This window comes from Pseudomonas sp. C27(2019) (assembly GCF_008807395.1).
GTDB lineage: Bacteria > Pseudomonadota > Gammaproteobacteria > Pseudomonadales > Pseudomonadaceae > Denitrificimonas.
Genome location: NZ_CP043320.1, coordinates 2,957,750 through 2,982,377, shown reverse-complemented (window position 1 = coordinate 2,982,377; position 24,628 = coordinate 2,957,750). Strand labels below are relative to the sequence as shown.

Below are 24,628 nucleotides of genomic sequence, written 5' to 3'. Positions count from 1 at the left end.
CAGGCTTGCGCAACACCTGCAGGCAATCGCTATAGTGGATTTTGCTGGTTAATTGGAGGCTATAAAACACAGGACAATGAGCATCCACTTAATGCGCTGCAAAACAGCTTTACTCAGTTATACTCTAGATACACACAATAAAACCGCGTTAGAATGCTAGCTTATAGCCATCACTCGATGTATATAACCATACCTCACTAAATGTCAGCACCTTAACGCATGACACACAGTGACTCTAAACACTCTTATGTTTACCCTAAGCGGCTCGCGGTAAAGGTTATCTATGTTTTCTGAAGAAAAGCTGAACGCTTTAATTGCGCGTATTGGTTTAAATAATCAAACCTTCAGCGAGCGCCAGCGTTTAATGGGCTGGCAGCCAAGTGATGCTGCACGCCTTGCGCAAGCCGCCGATAGCTTGCAACAGCATCAGGCCGAATTTGCGCAGCAATTACAACAGCACTTTTCTCATTTCCCTGAAGCCGCTGAACAATTCGAGCAGCTCTGTCCGCCTGAATATATTGAGGCCAGACATGCCGAGTATTACCAACAACTATTGCATAATCCGTACAATGACGACTATGTCAGAGAGCGCGTGCGCGCCGGCTTAATCCACCAAGCCATAGGTCTCAACCCACTCTGGTATTTAGGCGCATACCGTCTTTACTTGGACAGCATGCTCAAAACAATTTGCACCGATCCTGAGCAAACACAATTATTATCCAGCTTATTCAAAGCTGTATTTCTAGATATGTCCTTGACGGTCGACAGTTACAGTGCCGCACACCATCAGAGTCTTGAAGAAAACCAAGCACGCTTTACTCGAACCATGCGCGGTGCCAATGATGGCATTTGGGAATGGGACATTGCTAGTGATCGCTTGCATGTATCTGAGCGCTGGCTGGAAATGCTCGACCTCACAGGCAAAGAGTTCGGTGAGCACACCAGCAAAAATTGGCTAAGCCGCATCCATCCCGATGACCTGCCCTTGGTGCGTAAAGCGATTGGCAAACACCTTAGCGGCCACAGTCATTTTTTAGACTGCGAGCACCGTATTCGTAAGAAAAACGGTGATTATATCTGGGTTTCACTGCGTGGTTTTGCCAGCATCAGTGAGCAAAACGAGCAGCGCCTGTCCGGCTCGCAAGCCGATATTAGCGAGCGCAAAGAACATGAACAGCATATGTCTTATGCGGCCTTTCATGACCCCTTAACCGGCTTGGCTAATCGCCGCCAACTGGACAAGCTGCTACACGAATCAATGCAGCGCAACCAGCAAGCAGGCAGTCGTGAAACAGCGTTATTATTTATTGACTTGGATAATTTCAAACAAGTTAATGATAATTATGGCCACAAAGCTGGCGACGTTCTCTTGATTGAAATCGCAAGGCGCCTACAACAATGCTTGCGTCCCGGTGACCATTTGGGTCGCTTTGGTGGTGATGAATTCGTGGTCCTGCTCGATGACCTGGCTTGCCTAACCGATGCTGAACATGTTGCGCAGCGCATGCTCGACAGCTTGTCTTGCGCGCTGCGCATTGATGGCCATCTTTTATCCGTCAGTGCCAGCATTGGTATTACTGTATTGCCGCACAGCACACCACCGAGCGAACTGCTACAAGCCGCTGACTTAGCGCTTTATCAGGCTAAAATGGCAGGCAAAGCACAATATGCGCATTACACCAAGGACATGCAGTCCGCCGCACAAGAGTTGCGAGCTAAGCAGGAGGCGTTGACTAAAGGTTTAGCCAACAAATCATTCAAACTGCTCTACCAACCTATTTTCACGATTCAACAAGACCTTAAGCACGACGCATCAAACATTTATGCAGTAGAAGCACTGCTGCGCTGGCACCATAACGGCAATGATTACACACCAAAAAGCTTCTTAGACTTACTTGAAGACTCCGATGAAATTCTTGAAGTCGGTGCCTGGGTACTCAAAACCGCATGCACGGCTACCCGTCAATGGCAGCTAACGTCTATCCCGCAACTGCACTGTTCAATCAATGTGTCTTACAAGCAATTGCGCAGCGCATATTTAGTTTCCTTAGTAAAAGCCGCCCTAGAATCCAGCGGTTTAGAGGCTAACTACTTAATTATTGAAATTGCTGAGCAACACCTCAAGCCCAACTGCGCGCAATCTTTGGCCAACTTACGTGAGTTGAGCCAGCTCGGCGTACAAATTGCGCTGGACAACTTCGGTATGGGTCACGCTTCACTGGGTTACTTAAAGCGCTTTCCACTGGATATTCTTAAAGTTGATAAGAGCCTCATTAACAATACGCCACAGGACCCAGCACTGAAAGATTTTGGTCTGGCTGTAATGAGCTTAGGCCACAGCTTAAAACTTAAAGTCATTGCTGAAGGTATTGAAAACCCAGAGCAGCTATCATTACTGCAAGCAAACAACTGCCAACTCGCTCAAGGCTATTTACTTAGCAGTCCACTTACTGCTCAACAGTTTTCAGCACTGATCAGCGCACCAGCAAAGCATGCATAAAAGCGCCAAACTTGAATCAGACAGTTATACTGCGCAGTATTGCGTGTCGCTTTACTGATTAAACGAGGTTTTTTGTGGCCCTCCCTGCCCAACGTCGCTGGTATCCCATTGCTTTATTTTTTGCTGCACTGGTCTGTTTACCGATCAGTGTTTTACTGCTCAGTTGGCACTCGATTGATATGCAAATCTGGGAGCACTTGTGGCAGACGCAAATGCTTCGCCTGCTCTCCAACACGGCAATTCTTATCGCTGGTGTGGGCGTGGGCGTCACTTTACTGGGCGTCAGTTTGGCATGGCTCACCAGTCTCTGTGAGTTCCCCGGACGGCGCTGGCTTGACTGGGCTTTAATGCTGCCTTTTGCGATTCCAGCCTATGTTTTGGCCTTTGTATTTGTCGGCTTATTAGATTTTGCCGGACCCGTGCAAACATTACTGCGTGCATGGCTGGGTAGCGATCTGCGCCTGCCCAACGTGCGCTCCACCGGTGGCGTTATTATTGTTTTTATTCTGGTGTTTTATCCCTATGTCTACCTGCTCGCACGCACCGCATTTTTAGCACAGGGCAAGGGTTTTATGGAAGCGGCACGAGTGCTCGGCTTAACACCTTGGCAAGCCTTTTGGCGCGTCGCTTTGCCAGTGGCCAGACCGGCCATTGGCGCAGGCGTCGCCTTGGCGCTGATGGAATCTTTGGCAGATTTTGGTGCTGTTTCCGTATTCAATTTTGACACCTTTACCACGGCCATTTATAAAACCTGGTATGGCTTTTTTAGCTTATCCAGCGCGACTCAATTGGCCAGCTTATTGCTATTATTTGTCGCTGTATTGCTATTTGCTGAACAGCGCGCACGTGGAGCAATTCGCCCCAGCAACGAACGGCCTCGTGGCAAAGCACTGTACGCATTACGCGGTTGGAAAGCTGCGCTGGCCTCCTCTTGGTGTGGCTTAGTTTTCCTTTGTGCCTTTGTTATTCCTGTTTTGCAATTGATCGTGTGGTTTTGGCAGCGCGGTCGTTTCGATTTAGATGAGCGTTATACTGCACTCATCACCCACACCCTGTACTTAGGTCTGATGGCAGCTGCTCTTACGGTGGCTGCCGCTTTATTATTGGCCTTCTCTAAGCGTTTAACCCCAACCAAGCGCATGCATGCGCTGGTTGGTTTTGCCAATTTAGGCTATGCCTTGCCCGGCTCAGTGCTGGCTGTAGCCATTATGTTAGCGTTCAGCTACCTTGATGAGCACGCCGTGATTCCTGTATCCACATGGTTAGGGGGCGCGGGGCGGCCAATCTTACTGGGCAGTTTAAGTGCGTTATTGTTAACCTATGTGATTCGCTTTATGGCTGTCGCCCACGGTCCTTTAGAAGGTGCACTAGCACGTATAAAACCTTCTTTACCCGAGGCTTCTCGCAGTTTGGGTATCAGCGGCGTAGCATTGTTTCGGCGCGTGTATTTACCCTTATTGCTGCCAGGCAGTTTATCTGCAGCGCTGCTGGTGTTTGTCGATGTGCTTAAAGAAATGCCGGCAACCTTGCTGATGCGCCCATTTGGCTGGGATACTCTGGCGGTGCGTATTTTTGAAATGACCAGTGAAGGCGAATGGGCGCGCGCGTCCTTACCTGCTTTGACTTTAGTCGTTGTTGGCCTGCTGCCGGTTATTCTATTGATTCGCCGCTCCGCCTACCGTCCGGGGCACTAGTATAGTTGTGGCCATTGCAGACTATACTTAATTTATAATCACCGGTGCAGTACTTCAGTAACATCGCTACACTATGCGCCGACAGAATTACTCACAGGTACAAACATTACGTTTGGCCGGTTAGGAGATCCCATGGGATTGCGTACCCCGCTGTATGATATGCACCTGGCCCTTGGTGCGAAAATAATTGATTTTAATGGCTGGGACATGCCATTACATTACGGCTCGCAAGTGGAAGAACATCACCATGTACGCAAAGAGTGCGGCATGTTTGATATTTCCCATATGAGTATTTTTGATATTCAAGGCGCACAAGCCCAGGCATTTTTGCAGCATGTCCTGTGCAATGATGTGGCCCTGTTAGACAGCGTAGGTAGCGCACAACACAGTCTTTTGCTCAATGAGCAAGGCGGCGTGATTGATGACGTAATGGTGTTTCGCACTGACACAGGTTACCGCTTAGTCGGTAATGCCGTAACGCGCCAGCGCGTACAGGCATGGTTGAACGAACATGCTGAGGCTTTTTCCTGCGTTGTTAGCTGGCGTAATGATCTGTGCCTGTTTTCTATCCAAGGCCCACTCACCCGTGAGCGCCTGAGCGGTATTTTAAGCTCATCGCGCAGCCAATTAGTTAAAACCTTAGAGCACCATTTTGCTGCAGCAGATGGCGATTGGTTTATTTCCTGCACAGGTTATACCGGCGAGGTCGGCATAGAAATTATGCTGCCAGCCTCGCAAGCTGTCGATTTTATGAATGAGCTGGTCGGCGCAGGTATCGCGCCAATTGGTATCGGTGCACGTGACACGCTGCGTTTAGAAGCTGGTTTTAATTTGTATACTTTTGATACCAGTGAGCAAATATCACCGTTGGCAGCCAACATGCAGCACATCGTCTCGTGGCAACCAGAGTCGCGCAATTTTATTGGCCGTCAAGCGTTACAAGCGCAACAAGATAACGGTGTCGCTGAAAAACTCGTGGGTTTAGTGCTTGAGGAGCGCGGCGTACTACGTGCCGGTCAACCCGTGCGCATTGATAACAACATCAACGGTGTTATCACCAGCGGCAGCTTCTCTCCGACACTCGGCAAAGCCATTGCCTTAGCACGCGTCCCCATAGATACAGGTGATCGCGCTGAAGTCGAGATTCGCCACAAATGGTTCCCAGTGCGTGTGGTTAAGCCACGCTTTGTGCGCCATGGAAAGATTCTTATTTAGTCTTGTGTGAAAAGAATCAATCGCTTATAAATGATCATCTGACGTTTAATTGTAACGATGTTTATCATTGATTCAGTTGCTGTTGAATTGACTGATCATAAGCGCCCAGAGATATAAAAATTACATTGCACCTGCTAAGGACATAAATATTATGAGCACAATCCCTGCCGATTTACGTTATGCCAGCACGCACGAATGGGCTCGCCTAGAAACAGATGGCACAGTCACCGTTGGCATTACCGACCACGCACAAGAAGCCTTAGGTGACGTGGTTTTTATAGAATTGCCTGCATTGAACAGTGCTCTGACCGCCGGTCAAGCAGTCGGCGTGGTCGAGTCAGTCAAGGCGGCTTCTGATATTCATGCACCTATCAGCGGTACAGTTATTGCGTTGAATGAAGGCTTAGTTGAAGCACCAGAAGGGGTCAACACACACCCCTATCAGAGTTGGTTTTACCGCTTACAACCGAGCAACCCAGAGCAATTACAGCAGCTGTTAGATGCTGACGGCTACCAAGCTGTTTGCTAAGTCTAAAACCTTACACTTGGCTCTGGGTGCGCTGCCAAACTTCAAACGTGTAGCCCGGCTCTTGATCTTGGGCTGGGTGTGCTTGTGCTTCGATTAGCTGCCATTGCTGCGCATCAAGCACTGGGAAAAACGTATCACCCTCAAGCTCAAGATCAATACGGGTTAAATATACCCGCTGGGTTAAGCACAAGGCTTGCTGATAGAGCTGACCGCCACCGATCACCATCACCTCGTCAGCACCTTGCTCACTCGCCCACTCTTGTCCGCGCTGGATAGCAGCCTGCAGATCGCTAAAGACTTCAGCACCGTCAAAGGCTGTAGCAGCTTGCTGAGTAATCACAATATTTAAACGCCCCGGCAAAGGCCGTCCCAGTGATTCCCAAGTTTTACGCCCCATAATGATCGGCTTGCCTAGGGTACGTTGCTTGAAATAACGTAAGTCAGCCGGCAGATGCCACGGCATTTGGTTGTCTCGACCAATCACTTGATTGCGCGTTGCAGCGACGATCAAACTCACAGGCAATGGATGTTGCATTAGGTGCAATCCTCATAATGTTAAGATTATGTCTGTATGTTAAAGGATTTACGCTGCATTGGCGTTGTTCAGCCTGCATTATCAGGCACAATAGTGAAACTACCGTGACTCAATGGAATGCTTGTGACTGACTCATCCTCATCTTTACAAACCCTTTGGTTATGCGAAGCCGTGCGTTTGCGCGAGGAGCAAACAGGTCTACTCGAAGATACTGAGGCTTGCCGTAAAGCGCGCGCCACAGCAGGCTCGCTTGCGCAACGCTTGCAGGCGCGTGGGCTCTTTCTTGCCCAGCGTGATGGTTTAGTGGCAGCCCTGCAGCATTGGCTACAAGGCGCTAAGCTCGCCGTGTGGCTGTTAATTATCAGCGCTCTAGTGGCGGGCGTCGTTTTGGCAAAAACCGCCCTCAGCGGTACACCGCAGGCAATTAATATTTTCTGGGCTTTAGCTGGGCTGATTGGTTTAAATCTTGTGAGCTTACTGGCTTGGTTTTTCAGTTTAGTTTTTTCAGCACAAGCCACCTCACCACTCAGTCATCTGTGGCTCTGGCTCAGCAACAAACTAGCCCGCGACGCTAAAGCCGTACAGCTGGCACCTGCCTTATTGGTCTTACTGCAACGCAATCACTTACTGCGCTGGGGCTTGGGTCGTTTATTACACGGCTGGTGGTTAATCACTTTAATCACTGCATTACTGACCTTAGTAGCCTTACTCGCCACCCGCCGCTATGGCTTTGTTTGGGAGTCAACCATCGTCGCCAGTGATTCCTTTGTTATGCTGGTCAACAGCCTTGGCAAACCAGGCGCTTGGCTTGGCTTTGCGCTACCCGATAGCGAACTGATTCGCCACAGCGGCATGCAAACTTTAGACAATGAACAGGCACGCCAAGTATGGGCCAGTTGGTTACTGGGCATGCTGTTGATCTACGGCCTCCTGCCGCGCTTAGTCTGCAGCCTGCTCTGCGAATGGCGCTGGCGGCGTGGTGTTAAGCGTTTACAACTGGATGCCAATGATCCTGTTTGGCAGCCTTTACACGAGCGAGTACAACCCAGCAGTGAGCGCTTAGGCGTTATTGATGCCGCACCATCGCAACTGCCAAGCAGTACGGTTGGCTCACAGATAACTGGGCAGGCTGCGGTCGTTGTCGCCATTGAGTTGGATAACAGCATCAGCTGGCCACCTGAACTACCCGCACAGGTGCTCAATGCTGGCGTGATAGACACGCGCGAGCAACGGCGCACTATCCTTGATCAATTCAGTGCCAACCCTCCAGCGCGCCTATTGATTGCCTGCAACCCGCAGCGCTCAGTTGATCGTGGCACCTTACATTTAATTGCTGAATTATCGCGCACCGCCGCGCAAACGCAGGTCTGGCTACTCGCAACTGAAACCACTGATGAGCGCCTGAATAACTGGCAAGAACATCTGGATTCATTACAATTAACCCATAGTCGTTCAGCCCCTTGGGCATGGCTGGAGCACGGTGATGAGTGAGCAATCTGCACCGCTAAAACTGGCCGTGGTTGGCCATACCAATGTTGGCAAAACCTCCCTACTGCGCACCCTGACTCGCGATGTTGGTTTTGGCGCTATATCACACAGGCCTAGCACCACCCAGCACGTAGAAGGCGCGCGCTTATCAGTGGATGGCGAAGCCCTAATTGAGCTCTATGACACTCCAGGCTTTGAAGATGCGGTTGCCCTGTATGAATACATTGAGCAACTTCCTAAAAGCAACGAGCGCTTAGATGGACCAGAACTTGTTGAGCGTTTTCTCAAGAGCAGCGAAGCTCGTCAGCGCTTTGAGCAAGAAGCCAAAGTGTTGCGCCAACTGCTGCAGTCCGATGCCGGTTTTTATGTGATTGATGCGCGCGAGCCGGTGCTGGCTAAATACCGCGATGAACTAGCAATTTTAGCCATGTGCGGTAAACCACTGCTGCCTGTATTGAATTTTGTTAACAGTGCCGAGCAACGCGAACCCGCATGGCGTGAGGTACTGGCACGCTTAGGTCTACACGCAGTGGTGCGCTTCGATACAGTAGCGCCGCCTGAAGATGGTGAGCAACGCCTGTATGAAAACCTCAGTCTGGTGCTCGACAGTCAGCGACCACGCCTGCAGCGCCTTATCGAACATAATCAAGCGCAAGTTTTGCTTCGCCGCAAAGCCGGCTATCGTTTAATTGCTGAGCTGCTCATTGATGTCAGCGCATGTCGGCGCAGTGTGCATCCCGAGCAGCTACAAGAAGCCATACAGGCTTTGCATAGCGATGTGCGCCAGCGTGAACAGCAATGCGTAGAAGCCTTATTAAAACTCTATGCCTTTCGCAAAGATGATGCTCAAGCCAGCAGTCTGCCACTGGAAGAAGGTCGCTGGGGCGATGATTTATTTAATCCCGCCACGATGAAGCAACTGGGCGTTAAAGTTGGTGGCGGCATGGCCGCAGGTGCAGCCACTGGGGCCGGTATTGATCTGATCACTGGCGGTTTAAGTTTAGGTGTGGCCACAGTACTGGGTGCCGCGGTTGGTGGTCTAACCCAAACCTTTCGTAACTACGGTGAACGCCTAAAAGGAAAGTTTCGTGGTGAACGCGAGCTCACTGTCAGCGATAGCACCTTGCGCTTACTCGCCATTCGCCAGCAACGTTTACTCAGCGCCTTGGAATTACGTGGTCATGCTGCGCAAGCACGCATTGAAATGGACACACCACTTGAGCAGCAGTGGCGTGAAGGTGAATTAGCGCAGCCCTTACAAACGGCCCGTGCCTATCAAGCGTGGTCAAGTTTAAATGGCCAGAAACCACAGCACGACAGTGCCCGAACACAGGCCGTTGCAGAACTGCAAGCCAGTTTAAGTAAACAACACGCAAAGGCTGAGCTTGTTTGAAGCTCAGCCTGAGACTGCTTTGCAAAAATACAGCGTATACCTTGAGCGTTACTCAGACTCGCCCATTTGCGTTTGTAAGTAATTCTGAATGCCAACTTTTTCAATCAAGCCAAGCTCAGTTTCTAGCTGATCAATATGCTCTTCTTCATCGTCCAGAATTTTTCTTAACAAATCACGGCTGACGTAATCTTGCACAGCTTCACAGTGAGCAATTGCTGCCACTAAATCCGTGCGTGCCAGATGCTCTAAGGCCAAATCACTGGCCAACATTTCTTGAGCGTTTTCACCGATAGATAACTTGCCAAGATCTTGTAAATTCGGCAGACCTTCAAGAAACAAAATACGCTCGATAAGCGTATCGGCGTGGCGCATTTCTTCGATCGACTCTTTGTATTCCCACTTAGCAAGTACGTTTAAGCCCCAATCTTTATACATACGTGAATGCAAAAAGTATTGATTGATGGCTACCAACTCATTGCCGAGAATACGATTTAAGTGCTCAATAACTTTAGTATCGCCTTTCATGTTCGCCGCCCTCATCAACTGGAATGATGAACACAGCATAACAGACTCATTAAGGTCACTATAGCAAGACACATAAAAGGGTCAGAAACATAAAGCAGGCTGACTTAGATGGCGTAAGCAAGGTCGTCAGCTGAGGCAATTAAAGCGTCTTTAATCGCTTGCTGGGTCACTGTTTTAGCCGAGCACGCACATTTGCCACACTGCGTGCTGCAGCCAGTCACCTCACGGACTTCACGCCAACTGCGTGCACCTTCGGCAACAACTTGGCGTATTTTATGGTCAGTCACACCTTTGCATAAGCAGATATACATAGACAGGCCCAAGCAAATAAAACATCTGACATTAATGATAATTATTCGCATCAATGATTGCAAGAACCTAGTCTATTTTCTGTCTTTTATTTACCTATGCAAACTGGCAACTTAAACCCACCTCATTAAACAATTTCATCAGCGCTACTGGCATTGCGCAATAACCATTCAACAACAAGAACAGTCGCTATTATTTTTGCAACTGCTGTACTGCGCCCAGCAGCATCTGCTCAGTGGTGGCCCAGCCTAAGCAGCCATCAGTGATGGAGATACCGTATTGCAAGTTGTCACAGAGCGCTTGCTGGCCATCCATTAAGTTACTTTCCAGCATCACTGCGCGCAAACTGCGTTCACCGGCGGCACGCTGAGCTAATACCGACTGCAAAACCTGCGGTTGTAATTGCGGGTTCTTTCCACTGTTGGCATGACTGCAATCAACCATTAATGAAGCATCTAAACCCACTTTACGCATGCTCGCACAGGCCGCTGCAATACTCTGGGCATCATAGTTAGGACCTTGATGACCACCGCGTAAAACCAAATGCGTATCGGCATTACCGCTGGTTTCAACTAACGCGGCGCGGCCTTGAGCATCTAAACCAAAGTGCTGGTGCGCATGCGCTGCTGAGCGCATCGCATCCAAAGCAATACCGACACTGCCATCGGTGCCATTTTTAAAGCCCACTGGCAGCTGTAAACCACTGACCATTTCGCGGTGAATTTGCGACTCACTGGTGCGCGCACCAATCGCTGCCCAGCTTAATAGATCATCAAAATAGCTGGCCGCCAGCGGTTGTAAGAGTTCTGTAGCAACCGGTAAATTCAGTTCTAACATGCGTAACATCAATTGCCGTGACAGCTGTAAACCCTGCGCCATATCGGCACTGCCATCTAAATGCGGGTCATACAGCAGTCCCTTCCAGCCGACCGTGGTGCGCGGTTTTTCAATGTAAACGCGCATGGCTAGCAACATGTGCTCAGACACGCGCGATGACAGCTCAGCTAAGCGCTGCGCATATTCAACGGCTTCATCAACATTGTGAATTGAGCACGGGCCAATCACCACCAGTAAGCGCGAGTCCTCACCATTGATAATTGCCCGTACCTGCTCGCGTTGCTGCTGTACACGTCGCGACAGTTCGGCACTTAACGGCAGTTGCTGACGCAGTTGTTGCGGGCTGGCCAGCACTCGAGTTGTACGTCCTGAGGTGGGCAAGGTGCTGATATGAGCCTGTTCAATGGCTATGCAGGCCGGATGGTCTAATGCTAGAGCTGTATTTAAAGAGTTCATGTGTTGTCCTTAGGTCAGCGGCTGTGCCGCTGTACATTTATCGAGAAAGTCGTCGTAAACAATGGGGTAACGCCAGCTTGTGGTTACTAAATCGCCAGCTCAAATCATCAAAACGCTCTGGATAAACTGCATACATTGCCATGGTGTTGTCCTCTAAATATTTTAAAACTAAAAACCAAAATCTAAAAACAAAAAACCCCGGGTGGGAAGCCAACCGGGGTTTATCTAAAGCAGTGGTAGGCGACCCGTAAAAGAGGCCCGCCTGTATGAGTATCAGGCGCGCCTTTGGCTAAACCAATACCCATAAAAATAATACGCCACAGAGCTGTTTACTGAACGCGCACAGCTAATCAACGCAGCCAATGGCTGAGCAACTAACATCTGTTTAAGTGCGTGATTCAACATAACAATCTCCATACAATGCAGTTAACATACTGCAAGCGCGCGCGCAGTGCAACCAAGCTTAGCGGTCTAAACGGTAAATTTTATCGCCATTTAAGCTACGACCCCAAGGTAAACCTGAGTTCTGCCAGCCATTTTTCAAGCGCATACCCGCTTGCGGACCTTCACTTAAAGCATCACCCTGGAAACCATTGACGACAAAACGTGCATTAGGCAAACCAGCCTCACGCAATACAACGGCACTCGGCTCGCCACGCTCACTGCCTGATCGGCACATGGTAATCACTTCGGTATTTTCATCCCAACCACGCTTAGCCAGCTCAGCTTTAATTTGCTCAACAAACTGAGGGTTACGATCCATTGGGAAAATATTACGCTCAGCATTCCAACGCGTGCGATCAGCCATCATAAATGGAATATTCACATCAACAGCGTCAGTAAACCCAACAAACATAATTTCTACAGGGTCGCGCACATCCACCAATAAAACCCGCTGCTCGGTTTGCTGAGTTTTTGCATAAGCATCTTCAGCACTGATGCCCAACTCAACGGCTTGTACAGAAAACACTGCAAGTGACAGTGCCACAACACTGATTAAGCTTCGTATAGATGTCATAGTTTGGCTCTCCATTTAATGTATATACATAATACACTAACATAGATTAACTATAGTCAAGCATCGAACACGACCCTAATCGCGCAAGCTCATCACCGTCCAGCCACGTTGTATGGCCAGCGCACGTAAAGTGTCATCGGGATCAACCGCCACCGGGTGGGTCACTTGTTCTAACAGTGGCAAGTCATTGTGTGAATCACTGTAAAAGTAGCTGCCTTCTAATGTCGCATTATGCTCAGCAAGCCATGCATTTAAACGCGTAATTTTACCCGCCTGAAAGCTCGGCACATCAACCAATTCACCGGTGTACTGGCCATCGCGCATACCGCACTCAGTGGCGATTAAGTGCTCAACACCAAGACGCTGAGCAATCGGTTCAGTAATAAAGCGATTGGTCGCCGTAATAATCATCACCAGATCACCCGCAGCACGGTGCTGAGCTATTAAGGCTTCACCTTTGGCTAGAATAATCGGCTCAATACAGTCACGCATAAATTCAGCATGCCATGCGTCGAGTTGTGCTTTATCCGTGCGCCCCAAAACATCCTGGCAGAAATTTTGATAGGCCAACACATCCAGCTTCCCAGCTAAATAGTCTGCATAAAATTCATCGTTTTTGGTGCGATACGCATCGGCATCCACTAAACCACGCGCACATAAGTATTCGCCCCACTGGTGATCACTATCACCGGCTAATAAGGTGTTATCCAAGTCAAAAATAGCCAAACGCACGGCAAATCCCTTAATCAATGATAAAAGAGCGCTTAGCATAACGATTTTATCCGCGTCTGCCCATTCAAGCGCTAAAGCGCGTTGCTGCCCTGTCACGCTTTGTGGAACAATGGCAGTAAGACTTTTAGTACAGGGTGCAGACATGATTGATTCAGATGGTTTTCGTCCGAACGTCGGTATCATCCTAACCAACGATCACGGACAAGTGTTATGGGCACGACGCGTCAAGCAAGATGCATGGCAGTTTCCACAAGGCGGTATTAACCCGCATGAAAGTGCTGAAGAAGCGTTGTACCGTGAGCTACACGAGGAAATTGGTTTACAACAGCAGGATGTTAAGATACTGGCTTGCACGCGCGGCTGGTTACGTTATCGTTTACCACAACGCTTAGTGCGTACCCACAGTCAACCGCTGTGTATCGGGCAAAAACAAAAGTGGTTTTTATTGCATTTACGCAGTGGCGATGAACAGGTACGCATGGATCTCAGCGACAAACCTGAATTTGATGGTTGGCGTTGGGTCAGTTATTGGTATCCTTTAGGTCAAGTGGTGGCATTTAAACGCGACGTATACCGGCGGGCTCTAAAAGAGCTGGCTTACCAAATTCCTACTCGAGATTAACTTAACGTTGTCAGACTCGACTCGCACCGATAGCAGCATGTTGAACATGCTGCGCACGATATCCCAAGAAGTAAACGCTGCTAAGGATTTACCAGCGGCGTTGGCGATTATCGTCAAACAAGTCCGCGTGGCAATGAACAGCCATGTGTGCTCGGTGTATTTGTACGAAGCCGACAGCGACCGCTATGTGTTAATGGCCACTGAGGGCCTAAATGAGCACTCAGTTGGCAAAGTCAGCATGGCTTCAAAAGAGGGCTTAGTCGGCTTGGTAGGTAGCCGCTCCGAAACCGTCACTCTAGAAGACGCCACCAGTCACCCACGTTTTTTATACTTTCCGGAAACCGGAGAAGAACGTTACTCATCATTTTTAGGCACGCCAATTATTCACCACCGCCAAGTCATGGGCGTGTTGGTGGTGCAGCAAAAAGAGCGCCGCCAATTTGATGAAGGTGACGAGGCATTTCTGGTGACCATGAGCGCACAGCTCTCAGGAGTCATTGCTCACGCCGAAGCAACCGGCTCCATACGTGGGCTGGGCAAGCAAGGTAAAGGTATCCAAGAAGCACGCTTTATTGGTGTACCCGGCGCACCTGGCGCTGCTTTAGGCACGGCCGTGGTGGTATTGCCGATTGCTGATTTGGATGTCGTACCTGACAAAACCATTACCGATATTGCTGAGCAATTAGAACTCTTTGCTTTAGCTTTAGAGTCAGTGCGTGCTGATATCCGTAGCTTATCCGCACGCTTGGCCAAACAATTACGCCCGCAAGAACGTGCGCTGTTTGATGTCTACTTAATGATGCTCGAACATACTGCCTTAGCCGGTGATGTTATGCAGGTGATTCGCAGCGGACAATGGGCACAAGGGGCATTACGCCAAGTGGTTAGCGAGCATGTGCAGCGTTTTGAACACATGGATGATGACTATTTGCGTGAGCGTGCGTCTGATGTCAAAGACCTGGGCCGGCGTTTATTGTCATACTTGCAACAAGCCCAGCAACAAACCTTGGTTTACCCAGATAACACCATTTTAGTCAGTGAAGAGCTCTCGCCTGCGATGCTCGGCGAAGTGCCACCAGAAAAGCTGGTGGGCTTGGTCTCGGTACTGGGCTCACGCAACTCGCATGTGGCGATTTTAGCCCGCGCCATGGGGATTCCAACGGTCGTCGCCGCCGTTGATCTACCCTATACCCGACTCGATGGCATTGAGCTGATTCTCGATGGTTATCATGGCGATGTTTTTACCAACCCCAGCACCCTCTTGCGCAAACAGTACGCAGAGGTGGTTGAAGAAGAGCGTCTGATCAACCGTGACTTAGACAGCTTACGCAGCTTACCCTGCGTCACCTTAGATGGGCATCATCTGCCATTGTGGGTCAACACGGGTTTGCTGGCCGATGTTAAGCGCGCCCAGCAACGCGGTGCCGAAGGGGTTGGGTTATATCGCTCTGAGGTGGCTTTTATGAGTTCCTCACGCTTTCCCAGTGAAAGCGAGCAAGTACAAATGTACCGTGAACAACTGCAAGCCTTTCACCCTTTACCCGTCACGATGCGCACGCTAGATGTTGGTGGTGATAAGCCGCTGAGCTATTTTCCGATTAAAGAAAGCAATCCCTATTTGGGCTGGCGTGGTATCCGCATCACCTTGGATCATCCAGAAATCTTCTTAGTACAAGTACGCGCGATGATCAAAGCCAGCGCCGGTTTAAATAATCTGCAAATTTTGTTGCCGATGATTTCCGGTGTACACGAATTAGATGACGCCCAGCACTTAATTCACCGCGCATGGGGCGAACTGACCAGCGAAGGCATTGACGTGCAGATGCCTAAAATTGGCGTGATGATTGAAGTTCCCTCTGCGGTTTATCAAGCTCGAGAACTGGCTCGCATGGCTGATTTTTTGTCTGTCGGCTCCAACGATCTCACGCAATATTTGCTTGCAGTGGACCGCAATAACGCGCGAGTTGCAGCCTTATATGACTACCTGCACCCTGCTGTATTAATGGCATTGCAAGATGTGGTCAGCGCTGCGCATGCTGAAGGTAAGCCTGTCAGTATTTGCGGGGAAATGGCCGGTGACCCTGTCGCAGCGGTGTTGTTATTGGCGATGGGGTTCGATAGTTTATCGATGAACTCCACCCATCTACCTAAGGTCAAATGGCTGTTACGCAAAATGACCTTAGCGCATGCGCAAGCGTTACTCAAAGAGGTGTCCATGATGGATAACCCAGAAGTTATACACAGCACACTCAACCTTGCTCTGGGCAACCTAGGCCTAGGCAAGGTATTGAATCCTGCTTCCAGCGTGCAAACTTAATAACCACACGCCAGCGTCAGGCCGTTATTTTAATAGAATAAACTCAGCTGAGCAGCGCATTGCTCTGCTGCAGCCAAGTCACTTAGTTAACAATCCAGCCTAGGGATTACAGCCTTATTGCTGCTTGACCTCGCTACGTTTATACGGGACCACGATCGATCTTCGTCAATGCCTCGTTCACGGCAAATATCTTGCCATTGACATGAGAAATCCCAAAGTCTTTGAGACGTGCTGTGTGCATCGTTAGATAGGCTTCAGCACTGGGAATGTCCTTGAACATATAGATACCGCCCGCTTCACCGGTCGCCTCATTTTCCGTCCAAATTTTCCAGACAAGTCCCGGTTCTTCGGCAATCGAGCGGGCAAGGCCCTCCATTGCTGCAACCATTGGCTGGCCCCAAGGACCGCTATAGGGAAAATCAACCTGAAGTATATAACTCATAAGACAACTCCTTCTTTGTTAAAATAATATGCGCTCGCGGCAGTTACTAGGTCAGTTGTAATGCGACTTAGCATGACTCAAGCACCGACTGCTTGCCGTATTCTAGATAGCGCATCCTCTGTGCTAACAAATCCCGCTGCTAACGGTTTGATCTTGCCGTTGTGTTCCAATAACAGCGTTGGAAACGAGCGTACACCCAACTGCCGACAGCGCATAAACTCCTGCTGCACCGCCTGTTGCGCTTCTGGCGAGTCGAACAGGCTACGGAACTCATCAAAATCCAGTGCCAAGCTGGCACAAATACTGGCGTAGAAGTCCACCTTTGTGGTGTCTTGCCCTTCCACATAAAACTTATGCTGAATGGCAGTGAAGAATTTCAACACGTTCGCGACTGGAAACTGGTGGCGAGCTTGCAGCAGTTTGACTGTAGCCACAGCGCGGCAAGAAGGCTCGGTGTCATAATTAAAATGCTTTGCGTCTAGCAGCGTAAAACCAAAAGGCTGGCCAGTGACTTGACCGATGTGCTGCCATTCATTACGCAGAAAGCGTTTAAATGTTTCGTTCCACTGATCACCACCGCCTGCCCTTAAGCCGCCCATCGTCATCGAGAACTCAATACCTTGTGCTGCACAGAACGCTTCTACTGCACTGACGGTGGGCGAGATACCCCAGCACCAAGAGCACATGGGATCACCAACATAATGCACAGCCCAGCCAGGACGTGCAGCAACTGCATCAGTATCAACTGGATTGTCTTGCTCAGGTAACAGGCAGACGCCTGTGTCAGGATCACATTTCATCATAGTCAAAGCCCTTTAAAAAGTTGCTTAAGTCGGCGCGCTTCAACACAGCTAACAGTGCTCAGCAGTATGTCACTGCCCTGCACCACTATGAATCAAGTAGAGGAAGAACGTCACCGCTTGGATTTAAAAAATACACGAGCGCACAAGCACCATCAGTTAAGCATGTGTTTGATCGCAACAAAAGCTGCACAACCTATATTCCCTTTGTGCAATGTAATATTATACCACAACCAAACAAGCTTATTAATTCCGGCCCCTTCACCTCGTTGCAAATCTACTCCAGCGCTCTATAAGCGCTCAAACGCTCCATAACAGGCTTAAAAGATGAGCAACGCCACTAAAATTCAGTCAGTAACTACGAGCAAAGTCGATTACAGGCTCAGATCCGTTAAGCTTATCTCTATCTAATTGTGAAAATGCAGCCAAAGAAGGAATATTTCAATATGACACGTAAAACCATTAATCCAGACGCCCTGTATAACAGTTTGCAATATGGCTTTTCTCACGCCACCACATCGCAGGGCAAAACAGAAATTCATTGCGCAGGACAAGTGGCATGGGATGAAAACGCAGATGTGGTAGGCGCAGGCGACTTAGCCAAACAGGCACAGCAGGTTTTTAAAAATTTAACCACGGTGCTACGTGAAGCCGGTGCGACACCGGCAGATGTAGTGAGAATGAGAACCTATGTGGTAGACCTTAAGCCCCAGTATTTAGAAAGCATCGTGGACGCTATTACTGAATTTTATGCTGGCGCAGTTCCTGCAGCCAATACACTTATCGGCGTTCAGTCTCTTGCCCTACCGGACTTGCTCATTGAAGTTGAAGTGACGGCTGTTATTGATTAAATAGCAATCGACATGGCGCCTACATGGCAGAGTCAAGGATACGCAGACTCTGCATCATTTACTGCTGGCGATTATTTATACTGTTACGACAAGGCAGTCAAATCAGCAGGCAATTGAACTTGAGTCTGCCCTACACAATCGCCATTGGCATTATAACTGCGCTCAACCAGTGTGCTAGAACCATCATCAAAATAACGCAACACGCTGGTTGCGCGGGTGCCATACACCTCACCGCGAATAAAAATACTCGAGAGCATACGCTCCATCGCTAAGCCAACCCCAGTATCTGGTAATTGATCATCCTCGGCGCGCTGCTCATCTTGCATTAGCTCAAGCATAACCTCATCGTCAGCATCTAAGTGTTCGTGAAATAAGCTACGTAAACGTACTAACTTGGGCCATGGCTCATCTAAACTGCCATTACACAAAGCATACACGCCTTCAGTTAAGCGTATGGGGCGTGGCTCAATCGAACTTAAATACCAAATGGACTGCTGATCACCTACCAGTAAATTAAAACCACTATACTGGTTCATTTGACTGGCAACCTCTTGCAAATAAGCCTGCGGAGATTGCTGCGAGGCTAAGTAATTGCTGACTAAAGCACCCCGTGATTGCGCACCCAGCGGCAATGACACATCGCGGATATTGGTTAAAGTCGCAAAACGTCCACGCTCAGCAACACCAAGCCAGCTGCCACCTGCCTCTAAATCACGCCCCGCATAAATACTCGGCTGATCCTGCCATTGCGCCAGCGCCACTGTGGGCCGTGCATGCACTTCGTCACGGTTGGCTAACAATATTAAAGGCTGACGACTCTGTGGTCGCCATGCAAAGACAACTAAACACATAATTCACTCGATAATTTAGATGTGCGATATTGGCGTATTGCAAATAAAGCCTAAAGCTACTCATCTGGTCGACAAAGCTCAACCTGTAAAATCGTGCCCTGTTGACCGATAACTTTGACGCGCTGACCTTTAGCCAGATCAGGGCCGCTAACCAACCAGTAACTGTCACCTGCTTGAATCTTGCCACGGCCAGCGCTGATCGCCTCATGCAAGAGGTACTCACGCCCTAGGAGTTCACTGCCACGTTGATTTAAGCCTGATGCAGCTGTTGACTGTTGACGTAAACGCCGCCACCAGACCAACGCAACAGTCAATGACAACAACGCAAAAGCCAGAAACTGCCAAACCCAAGTCAACTCAGGAAAGGCTAACAGCAACAGCCCAACAAGCGCCGCAGCCATACCAAACCACAAAAAATAGCCTGCGGTGCCAAGCATCTCGACAATCAGTAACAACGCAGCAAAGGCCAGCCAATCCCAAATGGCTAAATTTTGTAAGTATTCACTCATGCTTTTTACCGTCAAAGGACGCCTTCACGATTTCGCTAATACCACCAACTGAGCCGATTAACTGGCTGGCTTCGAGCGGCATCATAATCACTTTACTGTTGTCGGCAGAGGCAATATGACCTAAGGCCTCAATGTATTTTTGCGCGACAAAGTAGTTCACCGCTTGCACGCTACCGCCGCTGATGGCCTCAGATACCATGCGGGTAGCTTCAGCTTCTGCCTGTGCCGCACGCTCACGCGCTTCTGCTTCAAGAAACGCCGCTTCACGCTTACCTTCGGCGGTTAGAATTTGTGCTTGCTTGTCACCTTCTGCCTCTAAAATATCAGCCTGACGACGGCCTTCCGCCTCTAAAATCGCAGCACGCTTTAAACGCTCAGCTTTCATTTGGCTGGCCATTGCCGCGACCAAGTCTGCCGGCGGAGTGATATCTTTAATTTCAATACGCGTAACTTTAACGCCCCAAGGTGCAGTGGCTTGATCTACAGTCTGCAACAAGCGCTCATTAATGCTGTCGCGCTGGCTGAGCATCTGATCGAGCTCCATCGAGCCCAAAACTGTACGGATATTGGTCACCACTAAATTTAAAATGGCATATTCCAACTCGCTGACCTCATAGGCAGCCTGTGCGGTATTGACCACTTGAAAAAAGCACACCGCATCAATGCGCACAATGGCGTTATCGGCACTGATCGCTTCTTGCGCAGGAATATCAAGGACGCGCTCCATCACGCTGATCTTGCGACCCACGCTATCCATCAGCGGCACAATAATATTTAAACCGGGTTTCAAGGTGCTGGTGTAACGGCCAAAGCGCTCAACCGTCCATTCATAGCCCTGCGGCACCACTTTAAAACCCATAAAAATAACAACAGCAATCAAGGCAACAAACAGCAGTAGAACCAATCCAATATCCATAAAAACTCCGCGTTAGCAGTCTAATCAAACTGTGAGTATAGGGTTCGCGTAAAAAATCTTGCGCTATTTTTGTTGGCTTTGTGGTGTCACTCGTAAAATTTCCTCAATGGTGGTTTGTCCAGCAGAAATTTTTTGCGCACCCGATAAGCGCAAGCTGCGCATACCCGCACGGTAGGCATGACTCTTAAGACGAACCAAATCAGTATCGGCCATAATCAACGGTTTAATCTCATCATTGAGCAGCATGATTTCATACACCCCTGCACGGCCATGGTAACCGGTCTCTCGACACTCTAAGCAGCCCACCGCTTGCTGTGCACCTTTAGGCACTGGCGCGCTCCAAGGCTGGGTTAACGCAGCCCAATCAGCTGCATCAATCTCGACCGGCGCTTTACAGTGCGGACACAACGTGCGCACTAAGCGTTGCGCCATCACCCCTAATAAAGTGGCTTTGAGCAAATAATAAGGCACTCCTAACTCTAACAAACGGGTTATGGCGCTGGGTGCATCATTGGTGTGCAAAGTTGAAAGAACTAAATGCCCAGTCAGCGCAGCTTGAATCGCCATTTCTGCAGTTTCTAAGTCGCGAATTTCTCCGATCATGATGATATCGGGATCTTGGCGCATCAACGCTCGAATGCCACTGGCAAAACTCAAATCAATATTATGCTGCACTTGCATCTGGTTAAACGAAGGCTCAATCATCTCGATCGGATCTTCAATGGTGCAGACATTCACCTCTTCGGTGGCCAACTGTTTTAGCGTGGTGTAGAGCGTGGTGGTTTTTCCAGACCCCGTCGGTCCTGTCACTAAAATAATGCCGTTTGGCTGGCTGGTCATACTGCGCCAGCGCTGCATATCATCACTGGAAAAGCCCAACTGATCGAAACCTTTTAGCAGCACATCAGGATCAAAAATACGCATCACCATTTTTTCACCAAAGGCTGTTGGCATGGTGGCTAGACGTAACTCCACCTCATTACCGTCCGGTGTCTTGGTTTTTACTCGGCCATCTTGCGGCTTGCGCTTCTCAGCGACATTCATGCGCCCTAAAGATTTTAAGCGGCTGACCACGGCCATGGTGACCTGTGCAGGGAACTGATAAACGGTATGCAGCACACCATCAATGCGAAACCGCACCGAACCCTGTTCACGGCGTGGCTCAATATGAATATCACTGGCGCGCTGCTGAAAAGCATACTGGAACAGCCAGTCAACAATATTAACGATATGCGCATCATTGGCGTCAGGCTCTTGATCACTGGCACCCAAGTTCAGCAGCTGTTCGAAGTTACCGACACCACTGATAAACTGATCGCCTGTTGTCGCCCCAGAGACAGAGCGCGCTAAACGATAAAACTCAGTGGTAAAACGCTGAATTTCAGCTGGATTGGCCACCACACGCTTAATTGGGCGGCGCAACACATGGGCTAAGTTAGCTTCCCACTCGCGCATAAACGGCTGGGCACTGGCGATTGTTACGCAAGCGCTGTCCGCTGCCACAGCAAGAATCTTATGACGTTGGGCAAAGGCATAGGACATCAGGGGCGTGATGGCTGCCACATCGATCTTTAGTGGGTCAATGCGCAAATAGGGTTGTTGTGCCCATTCAGCAAGCCACACCGTTAACGTTTCTAAATCAAGCTTGCGACCTGCTCTGCTACGGTCATTGAGTTGCTGAGTGGCAATGTACTCCAGCGGGTGCATATGCACAGTCGCCGCATCACCACGTCGCGCCAGCAAACAGTTTTCTGCGCTGTCCTGATCAATGCGACCCTGTTTAACCAGTTCAGCCAGCACTTCATTTAAATCCAGTAAACGATCAGGCGTAGCAGCGACAGAGGATGGCATAGGTTATTCCTATCTAAACCTTAAAATCATATTCAGCAGCACTCAAGCCTCGCTGAATGTATGGCTAAAGCTTAACGCAACAGTTGCTTCCAAGCATTAAGGGTGAGCACAGAAGCCAAATGTTCTCTGCGCTGCACTAAATTCTCAGCATTTAAGGGTTGTAAAACCAAGGTATGCAACTCACGCAGGCTACCAAACAAGCGATCACTATCAACTAAGCCGCTGATATGACGCGCTGCTTGCAACCACACTAACAAGCGCTCAAGACGTGGTGCTTGTTCAGCAATATCTTCAGGTTGGCGCATATAACGGTGTACCTGTAACGCCTGCGCCTCATCCTTTAAGAATTGCAGTAACCAATTTTGTAACGCCGCAGCACCTTGGCGTGTACCGCGCGCGCTACGCTTTGTCTGCCATGCTTGGTTTTGTAACCATACGGCCATCTCTAAAGAGAACAGCCCCCAGCGGGTATTCTCAAGCTCATTAGCAAACGCCAACGGTGCAGCTTCGCGCACAGCTTGGTCATCAGCACCGTCCAGAATACGTACACGCCAATCATCAATCAGTGCATCTAACTGAGTACGTAACGGGTTACTGCTTGGACGCGGTACCGCGTGCCCAAGACTGGCTAGCAAGGCTCGTAAACTCACCAATTGCTGCAACCACTGTTCCAGCAGCTTCCAATGGCCATTAAAACGGTATTGCTCAGCCAAACGTTGGCTATTGCCCAACAACTGCCAAGCAATCGCAGCAAAGGCCTCATCCAACGGCATTTCAGTGCTTAACTCTGCTGGAGCAGCAGCAACGCTATAGCTATTGGCATTAAATAGGCGGTAACCGCGCTCAGCCTTACTGATATCGCATGGCATCAAAGCAACATCTGCGGCCAGCTCTAAGGCCAGCTCAAGCAGTGCCGCCGGATCACCGGCACGCAATTCCAGCTCAACTTCACAGATATCCTCCTGCTGCTGGCCGGCAATCACCAGTCCTTGATCCAAAGCCACTTCAACCACAGTCTCTATGCCATCACGCTGCCAGCGTAATTCAGCAAACTGGCGCTTAAAGTCTGTGCTAAAGACTGCTTTTAACTGCTTTTTATCCAGCTCAGCCAAGCTCTGCGGCCAGCAGCTGTCATTTAAGTGACTAAGCACTAAGCGGTTGCTTTTTAACGTCCAATCCCATTCATTGCGCTCGGACAATCCAGCCACACTGGCGCCTTTACTTTTTAAAGTTTGGATCAATTGTTCGCCATCACGACGAATTCGCAAGGCCACTTGAGCATTCGCCAAGGCAAAATCAGCTGTGTCGTAGTACCGATTAAGCAACTCTCGGGTCTGCCAAGGAGCAACACAGCGCGCTGCTAAAACAGGGTGTTGATGCAGCGTAGCAAGGCTTGCAGGGCTGATTCGTAGCTTTATTTCGGTTTCTTTAGCCATGGTATTCTCATTTCAAATTGTTGCTAGTGTATCGCTATGCTGGTCGAACCCTATGACAGCACCGTATAATCTAGGTTGTCATTGCTAATCGAGCGCAGCTCTCTATGTCGATAAACCCGTTTGTAAGTTTGTTTGGTCGTTCGCCCATTGGGCCGATGCAGCAACATATTGCCAAAGCACATGAATGTGCTTCCAATTTAATTCCTTTTTTCCAAGCCGTCATTGCCGAAGACTGGTCACGCGTTGAGCTTGTCCAACAAGAGATGTCTCGGCTGGAAAAAGAAGCCGATAAACTCAAGCGCAATGTGCGTATTCACCTTCCTAAAAGTCTATTTTTGCCGGTACCGCGTTCTGACTTACTCGAATTGCTCAGTGTACAGGACAAAGTCGCCAATCGCGCAAAAGACATTGCGGGCCTCATGCTGGGCCGGCAAATGACTATACCGCAGCCATTACAACCCATGATTCTTGCCTTTGTGCAGCGCGTTGTTGATGCCAGTGAACAAGCCCTCACTGCGATGAATGAGTTGGATGAAATCCTTGAAACAGGTTTTGGTAACCGCGAAGTTAATCGTGTTACGGCCATGATCGAAGTGCTCGAAGATATTGAGCACGACACCGACCGGATGCAAATTGAAGTGCGTCGCACTCTCTTTAAATTAGAGAAAGAGATGCCGCCTGTTGATGTCATGTTTCTGTACACCATCATCGAATGGATCGGTGATGTCGCTGACCGCGCTGAGCGCATCGGTAACCGATTGGAACAACTGCTAGCGCGCTGACGTTAACGCGCCCCACCTGG

Annotated in this window: 23 protein-coding genes; 10 read left to right on the top strand and 13 right to left on the bottom strand. The window is 49.4% G+C overall.

From position 1 onward, the window contains the following. The first annotated feature begins 283 nt into the window (after positions 1-283). The 4 genes from FXF61_RS13705 to gcvH all read left to right on the top strand — a co-directional run bounded on the left by FXF61_RS13705 (position 284) and on the right by gcvH (position 5,938). Positions 284-2,500 carry an EAL domain-containing protein gene (locus tag FXF61_RS13705; protein ID WP_151185781.1) on the top strand — a complete coding sequence of 739 codons (2,217 nt, stop codon included), beginning with the start codon at positions 284-286 and terminating at the stop codon, positions 2,498-2,500. A 74-nt stretch (positions 2,501-2,574) separates the two neighbouring features. Then, positions 2,575-4,194: an iron ABC transporter permease gene (locus tag FXF61_RS13700; RefSeq protein WP_151185780.1), complete on the top strand. Its 1,620-nt coding sequence runs from the start codon at positions 2,575-2,577 to the stop codon at positions 4,192-4,194. A gap of 132 nt (positions 4,195-4,326) precedes the next feature. Continuing rightward, positions 4,327-5,409, top strand: a complete 1,083-nt coding sequence (gene gcvT, locus FXF61_RS13695; protein WP_151185779.1) for a glycine cleavage system aminomethyltransferase GcvT — start codon at positions 4,327-4,329, stop codon at positions 5,407-5,409. A 151-nt stretch (positions 5,410-5,560) separates the two neighbouring features. Then, on the top strand, positions 5,561-5,938 hold the full coding sequence (gene gcvH, locus FXF61_RS13690) for a glycine cleavage system protein GcvH (protein ID WP_151185778.1): 378 nt from the start codon (positions 5,561-5,563) through the stop codon (positions 5,936-5,938). A 10-nt stretch (positions 5,939-5,948) separates the two neighbouring features. On the opposite strand, the gene FXF61_RS13685 is transcribed toward gcvH, so the two are convergent. Next, on the bottom strand, positions 5,949-6,473 hold the full coding sequence (locus FXF61_RS13685) for a dihydrofolate reductase (protein WP_151185777.1): 525 nt from the start codon (positions 6,471-6,473) through the stop codon (positions 5,949-5,951). A 123-nt stretch (positions 6,474-6,596) separates the two neighbouring features. Between FXF61_RS13685 and FXF61_RS13680 the strand changes: the two genes are divergently transcribed. Both FXF61_RS13680 and FXF61_RS13675 read left to right on the top strand, forming a co-directional pair. Beyond that, complete coding sequence (locus FXF61_RS13680; RefSeq protein WP_256663437.1) at positions 6,597-7,964, top strand: DUF2868 domain-containing protein; 1,368 nt, start codon at positions 6,597-6,599, stop codon at positions 7,962-7,964. Further along, positions 7,954-9,354: a DUF3482 domain-containing protein gene (locus FXF61_RS13675; protein WP_371921494.1), complete on the top strand. Its 1,401-nt coding sequence runs from the start codon at positions 7,954-7,956 to the stop codon at positions 9,352-9,354. Before FXF61_RS13680 ends, FXF61_RS13675 begins: the two co-directional genes overlap by 11 nt. Positions 9,355-9,402: 48 nt before the next feature. Here the strand turns inward: FXF61_RS13675 and bfr are convergent, their stop codons facing one another. The 5 genes from bfr to FXF61_RS13650 form a co-directional block, all read right to left on the bottom strand. Beyond that, positions 9,403-9,879 (bottom strand): bacterioferritin, encoded by a 477-nt coding sequence (bfr, locus tag FXF61_RS13670; protein WP_151185774.1) that lies wholly within the window; start codon positions 9,877-9,879, stop codon positions 9,403-9,405. 104 nt (positions 9,880-9,983) lie between these two features. Beyond that, positions 9,984-10,190 (bottom strand): (2Fe-2S)-binding protein, encoded by a 207-nt coding sequence (locus FXF61_RS13665; protein ID WP_151185773.1) that lies wholly within the window; start codon positions 10,188-10,190, stop codon positions 9,984-9,986. 190 nt (positions 10,191-10,380) lie between these two features. After that, positions 10,381-11,481 (bottom strand): 3-deoxy-7-phosphoheptulonate synthase, encoded by a 1,101-nt coding sequence (locus FXF61_RS13660; RefSeq protein WP_151185772.1) that lies wholly within the window; start codon positions 11,479-11,481, stop codon positions 10,381-10,383. A 463-nt stretch (positions 11,482-11,944) separates the two neighbouring features. Next, positions 11,945-12,499 (bottom strand): rhodanese-like domain-containing protein, encoded by a 555-nt coding sequence (locus tag FXF61_RS13655; protein ID WP_151185771.1) that lies wholly within the window; start codon positions 12,497-12,499, stop codon positions 11,945-11,947. A 75-nt stretch (positions 12,500-12,574) separates the two neighbouring features. Continuing rightward, positions 12,575-13,231: an HAD family phosphatase gene (locus FXF61_RS13650; protein ID WP_151186115.1), complete on the bottom strand. Its 657-nt coding sequence runs from the start codon at positions 13,229-13,231 to the stop codon at positions 12,575-12,577. Positions 13,232-13,373: 142 nt separating this feature from the next. Here FXF61_RS13650 and FXF61_RS13645 point away from each other — a divergent pair, with 142 nt between their 5' ends. Both FXF61_RS13645 and ptsP read left to right on the top strand, forming a co-directional pair. After that, positions 13,374-13,853 (top strand): RNA pyrophosphohydrolase, encoded by a 480-nt coding sequence (locus FXF61_RS13645; protein ID WP_151185770.1) that lies wholly within the window; start codon positions 13,374-13,376, stop codon positions 13,851-13,853. A 37-nt stretch (positions 13,854-13,890) separates the two neighbouring features. Next, positions 13,891-16,170: a phosphoenolpyruvate--protein phosphotransferase gene (gene ptsP, locus FXF61_RS13640; RefSeq protein WP_151186114.1), complete on the top strand. Its 2,280-nt coding sequence runs from the start codon at positions 13,891-13,893 to the stop codon at positions 16,168-16,170. A gap of 139 nt (positions 16,171-16,309) precedes the next feature. Here the strand turns inward: ptsP and FXF61_RS13635 are convergent, their stop codons facing one another. After that, entirely contained in the window at positions 16,310-16,612 is a 303-nt protein-coding gene (locus tag FXF61_RS13635; RefSeq protein ID WP_151185769.1) for a monooxygenase, read from the bottom strand. A gap of 77 nt (positions 16,613-16,689) precedes the next feature. Then, positions 16,690-17,415: a DsbA family protein gene (locus FXF61_RS13630; RefSeq protein ID WP_151185768.1), complete on the bottom strand. Its 726-nt coding sequence runs from the start codon at positions 17,413-17,415 to the stop codon at positions 16,690-16,692. A 443-nt stretch (positions 17,416-17,858) separates the two neighbouring features. Here FXF61_RS13630 and FXF61_RS13625 point away from each other — a divergent pair, with 443 nt between their 5' ends. Next, complete coding sequence (locus tag FXF61_RS13625) at positions 17,859-18,263, top strand: RidA family protein (protein WP_151185767.1); 405 nt, start codon at positions 17,859-17,861, stop codon at positions 18,261-18,263. Between the two features lie 83 nt (positions 18,264-18,346). On the opposite strand, the gene FXF61_RS13620 is transcribed toward FXF61_RS13625, so the two are convergent. The 5 genes from FXF61_RS13620 to FXF61_RS13600 all read right to left on the bottom strand — a co-directional run bounded on the left by FXF61_RS13620 (position 18,347) and on the right by FXF61_RS13600 (position 23,826). Next, positions 18,347-19,114 (bottom strand): NRDE family protein, encoded by a 768-nt coding sequence (locus FXF61_RS13620; RefSeq protein WP_151185766.1) that lies wholly within the window; start codon positions 19,112-19,114, stop codon positions 18,347-18,349. Positions 19,115-19,170: 56 nt separating this feature from the next. Next, positions 19,171-19,623 carry an NfeD family protein gene (locus tag FXF61_RS13615; RefSeq protein ID WP_151185765.1) on the bottom strand — a complete coding sequence of 151 codons (453 nt, stop codon included), beginning with the start codon at positions 19,621-19,623 and terminating at the stop codon, positions 19,171-19,173. After that, entirely contained in the window at positions 19,616-20,539 is a 924-nt protein-coding gene (locus FXF61_RS13610) for an SPFH domain-containing protein (protein WP_151185764.1), read from the bottom strand. Before FXF61_RS13610 ends, FXF61_RS13615 begins: the two co-directional genes overlap by 8 nt. Positions 20,540-20,602: 63 nt before the next feature. After that, positions 20,603-22,390, bottom strand: a complete 1,788-nt coding sequence (locus tag FXF61_RS13605; RefSeq protein ID WP_151185763.1) for a GspE/PulE family protein — start codon at positions 22,388-22,390, stop codon at positions 20,603-20,605. A 71-nt stretch (positions 22,391-22,461) separates the two neighbouring features. Then, positions 22,462-23,826 carry an inorganic triphosphatase gene (locus tag FXF61_RS13600; RefSeq protein WP_151185762.1) on the bottom strand — a complete coding sequence of 455 codons (1,365 nt, stop codon included), beginning with the start codon at positions 23,824-23,826 and terminating at the stop codon, positions 22,462-22,464. Between the two features lie 104 nt (positions 23,827-23,930). Between FXF61_RS13600 and FXF61_RS13595 the strand changes: the two genes are divergently transcribed. Continuing rightward, positions 23,931-24,608: a TIGR00153 family protein gene (locus FXF61_RS13595; RefSeq protein WP_151185761.1), complete on the top strand. Its 678-nt coding sequence runs from the start codon at positions 23,931-23,933 to the stop codon at positions 24,606-24,608. Positions 24,609-24,628: the final 20 nt, after the last annotated feature.

Coding starts and splice junctions, on each gene's coding strand:
- FXF61_RS13655 (WP_151185771.1), bottom strand. CDS start 12,499: ATGACATCTATACGAAGCTTAATCAGTGTTGTGGCACTGTCACTTGCA.
- bfr (WP_151185774.1), bottom strand. CDS start 9,879: ATGAAAGGCGATACTAAAGTTATTGAGCACTTAAATCGTATTCTCGGC.
- FXF61_RS13630 (WP_151185768.1), bottom strand. CDS start 17,415: ATGATGAAATGTGATCCTGACACAGGCGTCTGCCTGTTACCTGAGCAA.
- gcvT (WP_151185779.1), top strand. CDS start 4,327: ATGGGATTGCGTACCCCGCTGTATGATATGCACCTGGCCCTTGGTGCG.
- FXF61_RS13635 (WP_151185769.1), bottom strand. CDS start 16,612: ATGAGTTATATACTTCAGGTTGATTTTCCCTATAGCGGTCCTTGGGGC.
- FXF61_RS13660 (WP_151185772.1), bottom strand. CDS start 11,481: ATGAACTCTTTAAATACAGCTCTAGCATTAGACCATCCGGCCTGCATA.
- FXF61_RS13620 (WP_151185766.1), bottom strand. CDS start 19,114: ATGTGTTTAGTTGTCTTTGCATGGCGACCACAGAGTCGTCAGCCTTTA.
- FXF61_RS13665 (WP_151185773.1), bottom strand. CDS start 10,190: ATGTATATCTGCTTATGCAAAGGTGTGACTGACCATAAAATACGCCAA.
- FXF61_RS13610 (WP_151185764.1), bottom strand. CDS start 20,539: ATGGATATTGGATTGGTTCTACTGCTGTTTGTTGCCTTGATTGCTGTT.
- FXF61_RS13595 (WP_151185761.1), top strand. CDS start 23,931: ATGTCGATAAACCCGTTTGTAAGTTTGTTTGGTCGTTCGCCCATTGGG.
- FXF61_RS13685 (WP_151185777.1), bottom strand. CDS start 6,473: ATGCAACATCCATTGCCTGTGAGTTTGATCGTCGCTGCAACGCGCAAT.
- FXF61_RS13625 (WP_151185767.1), top strand. CDS start 17,859: ATGACACGTAAAACCATTAATCCAGACGCCCTGTATAACAGTTTGCAA.
- FXF61_RS13705 (WP_151185781.1), top strand. CDS start 284: ATGTTTTCTGAAGAAAAGCTGAACGCTTTAATTGCGCGTATTGGTTTA.
- FXF61_RS13645 (WP_151185770.1), top strand. CDS start 13,374: ATGATTGATTCAGATGGTTTTCGTCCGAACGTCGGTATCATCCTAACC.
- ptsP (WP_151186114.1), top strand. CDS start 13,891: ATGTTGAACATGCTGCGCACGATATCCCAAGAAGTAAACGCTGCTAAG.
- gcvH (WP_151185778.1), top strand. CDS start 5,561: ATGAGCACAATCCCTGCCGATTTACGTTATGCCAGCACGCACGAATGG.
- FXF61_RS13605 (WP_151185763.1), bottom strand. CDS start 22,390: ATGCCATCCTCTGTCGCTGCTACGCCTGATCGTTTACTGGATTTAAAT.
- FXF61_RS13600 (WP_151185762.1), bottom strand. CDS start 23,826: ATGGCTAAAGAAACCGAAATAAAGCTACGAATCAGCCCTGCAAGCCTT.
- FXF61_RS13615 (WP_151185765.1), bottom strand. CDS start 19,623: ATGAGTGAATACTTACAAAATTTAGCCATTTGGGATTGGCTGGCCTTT.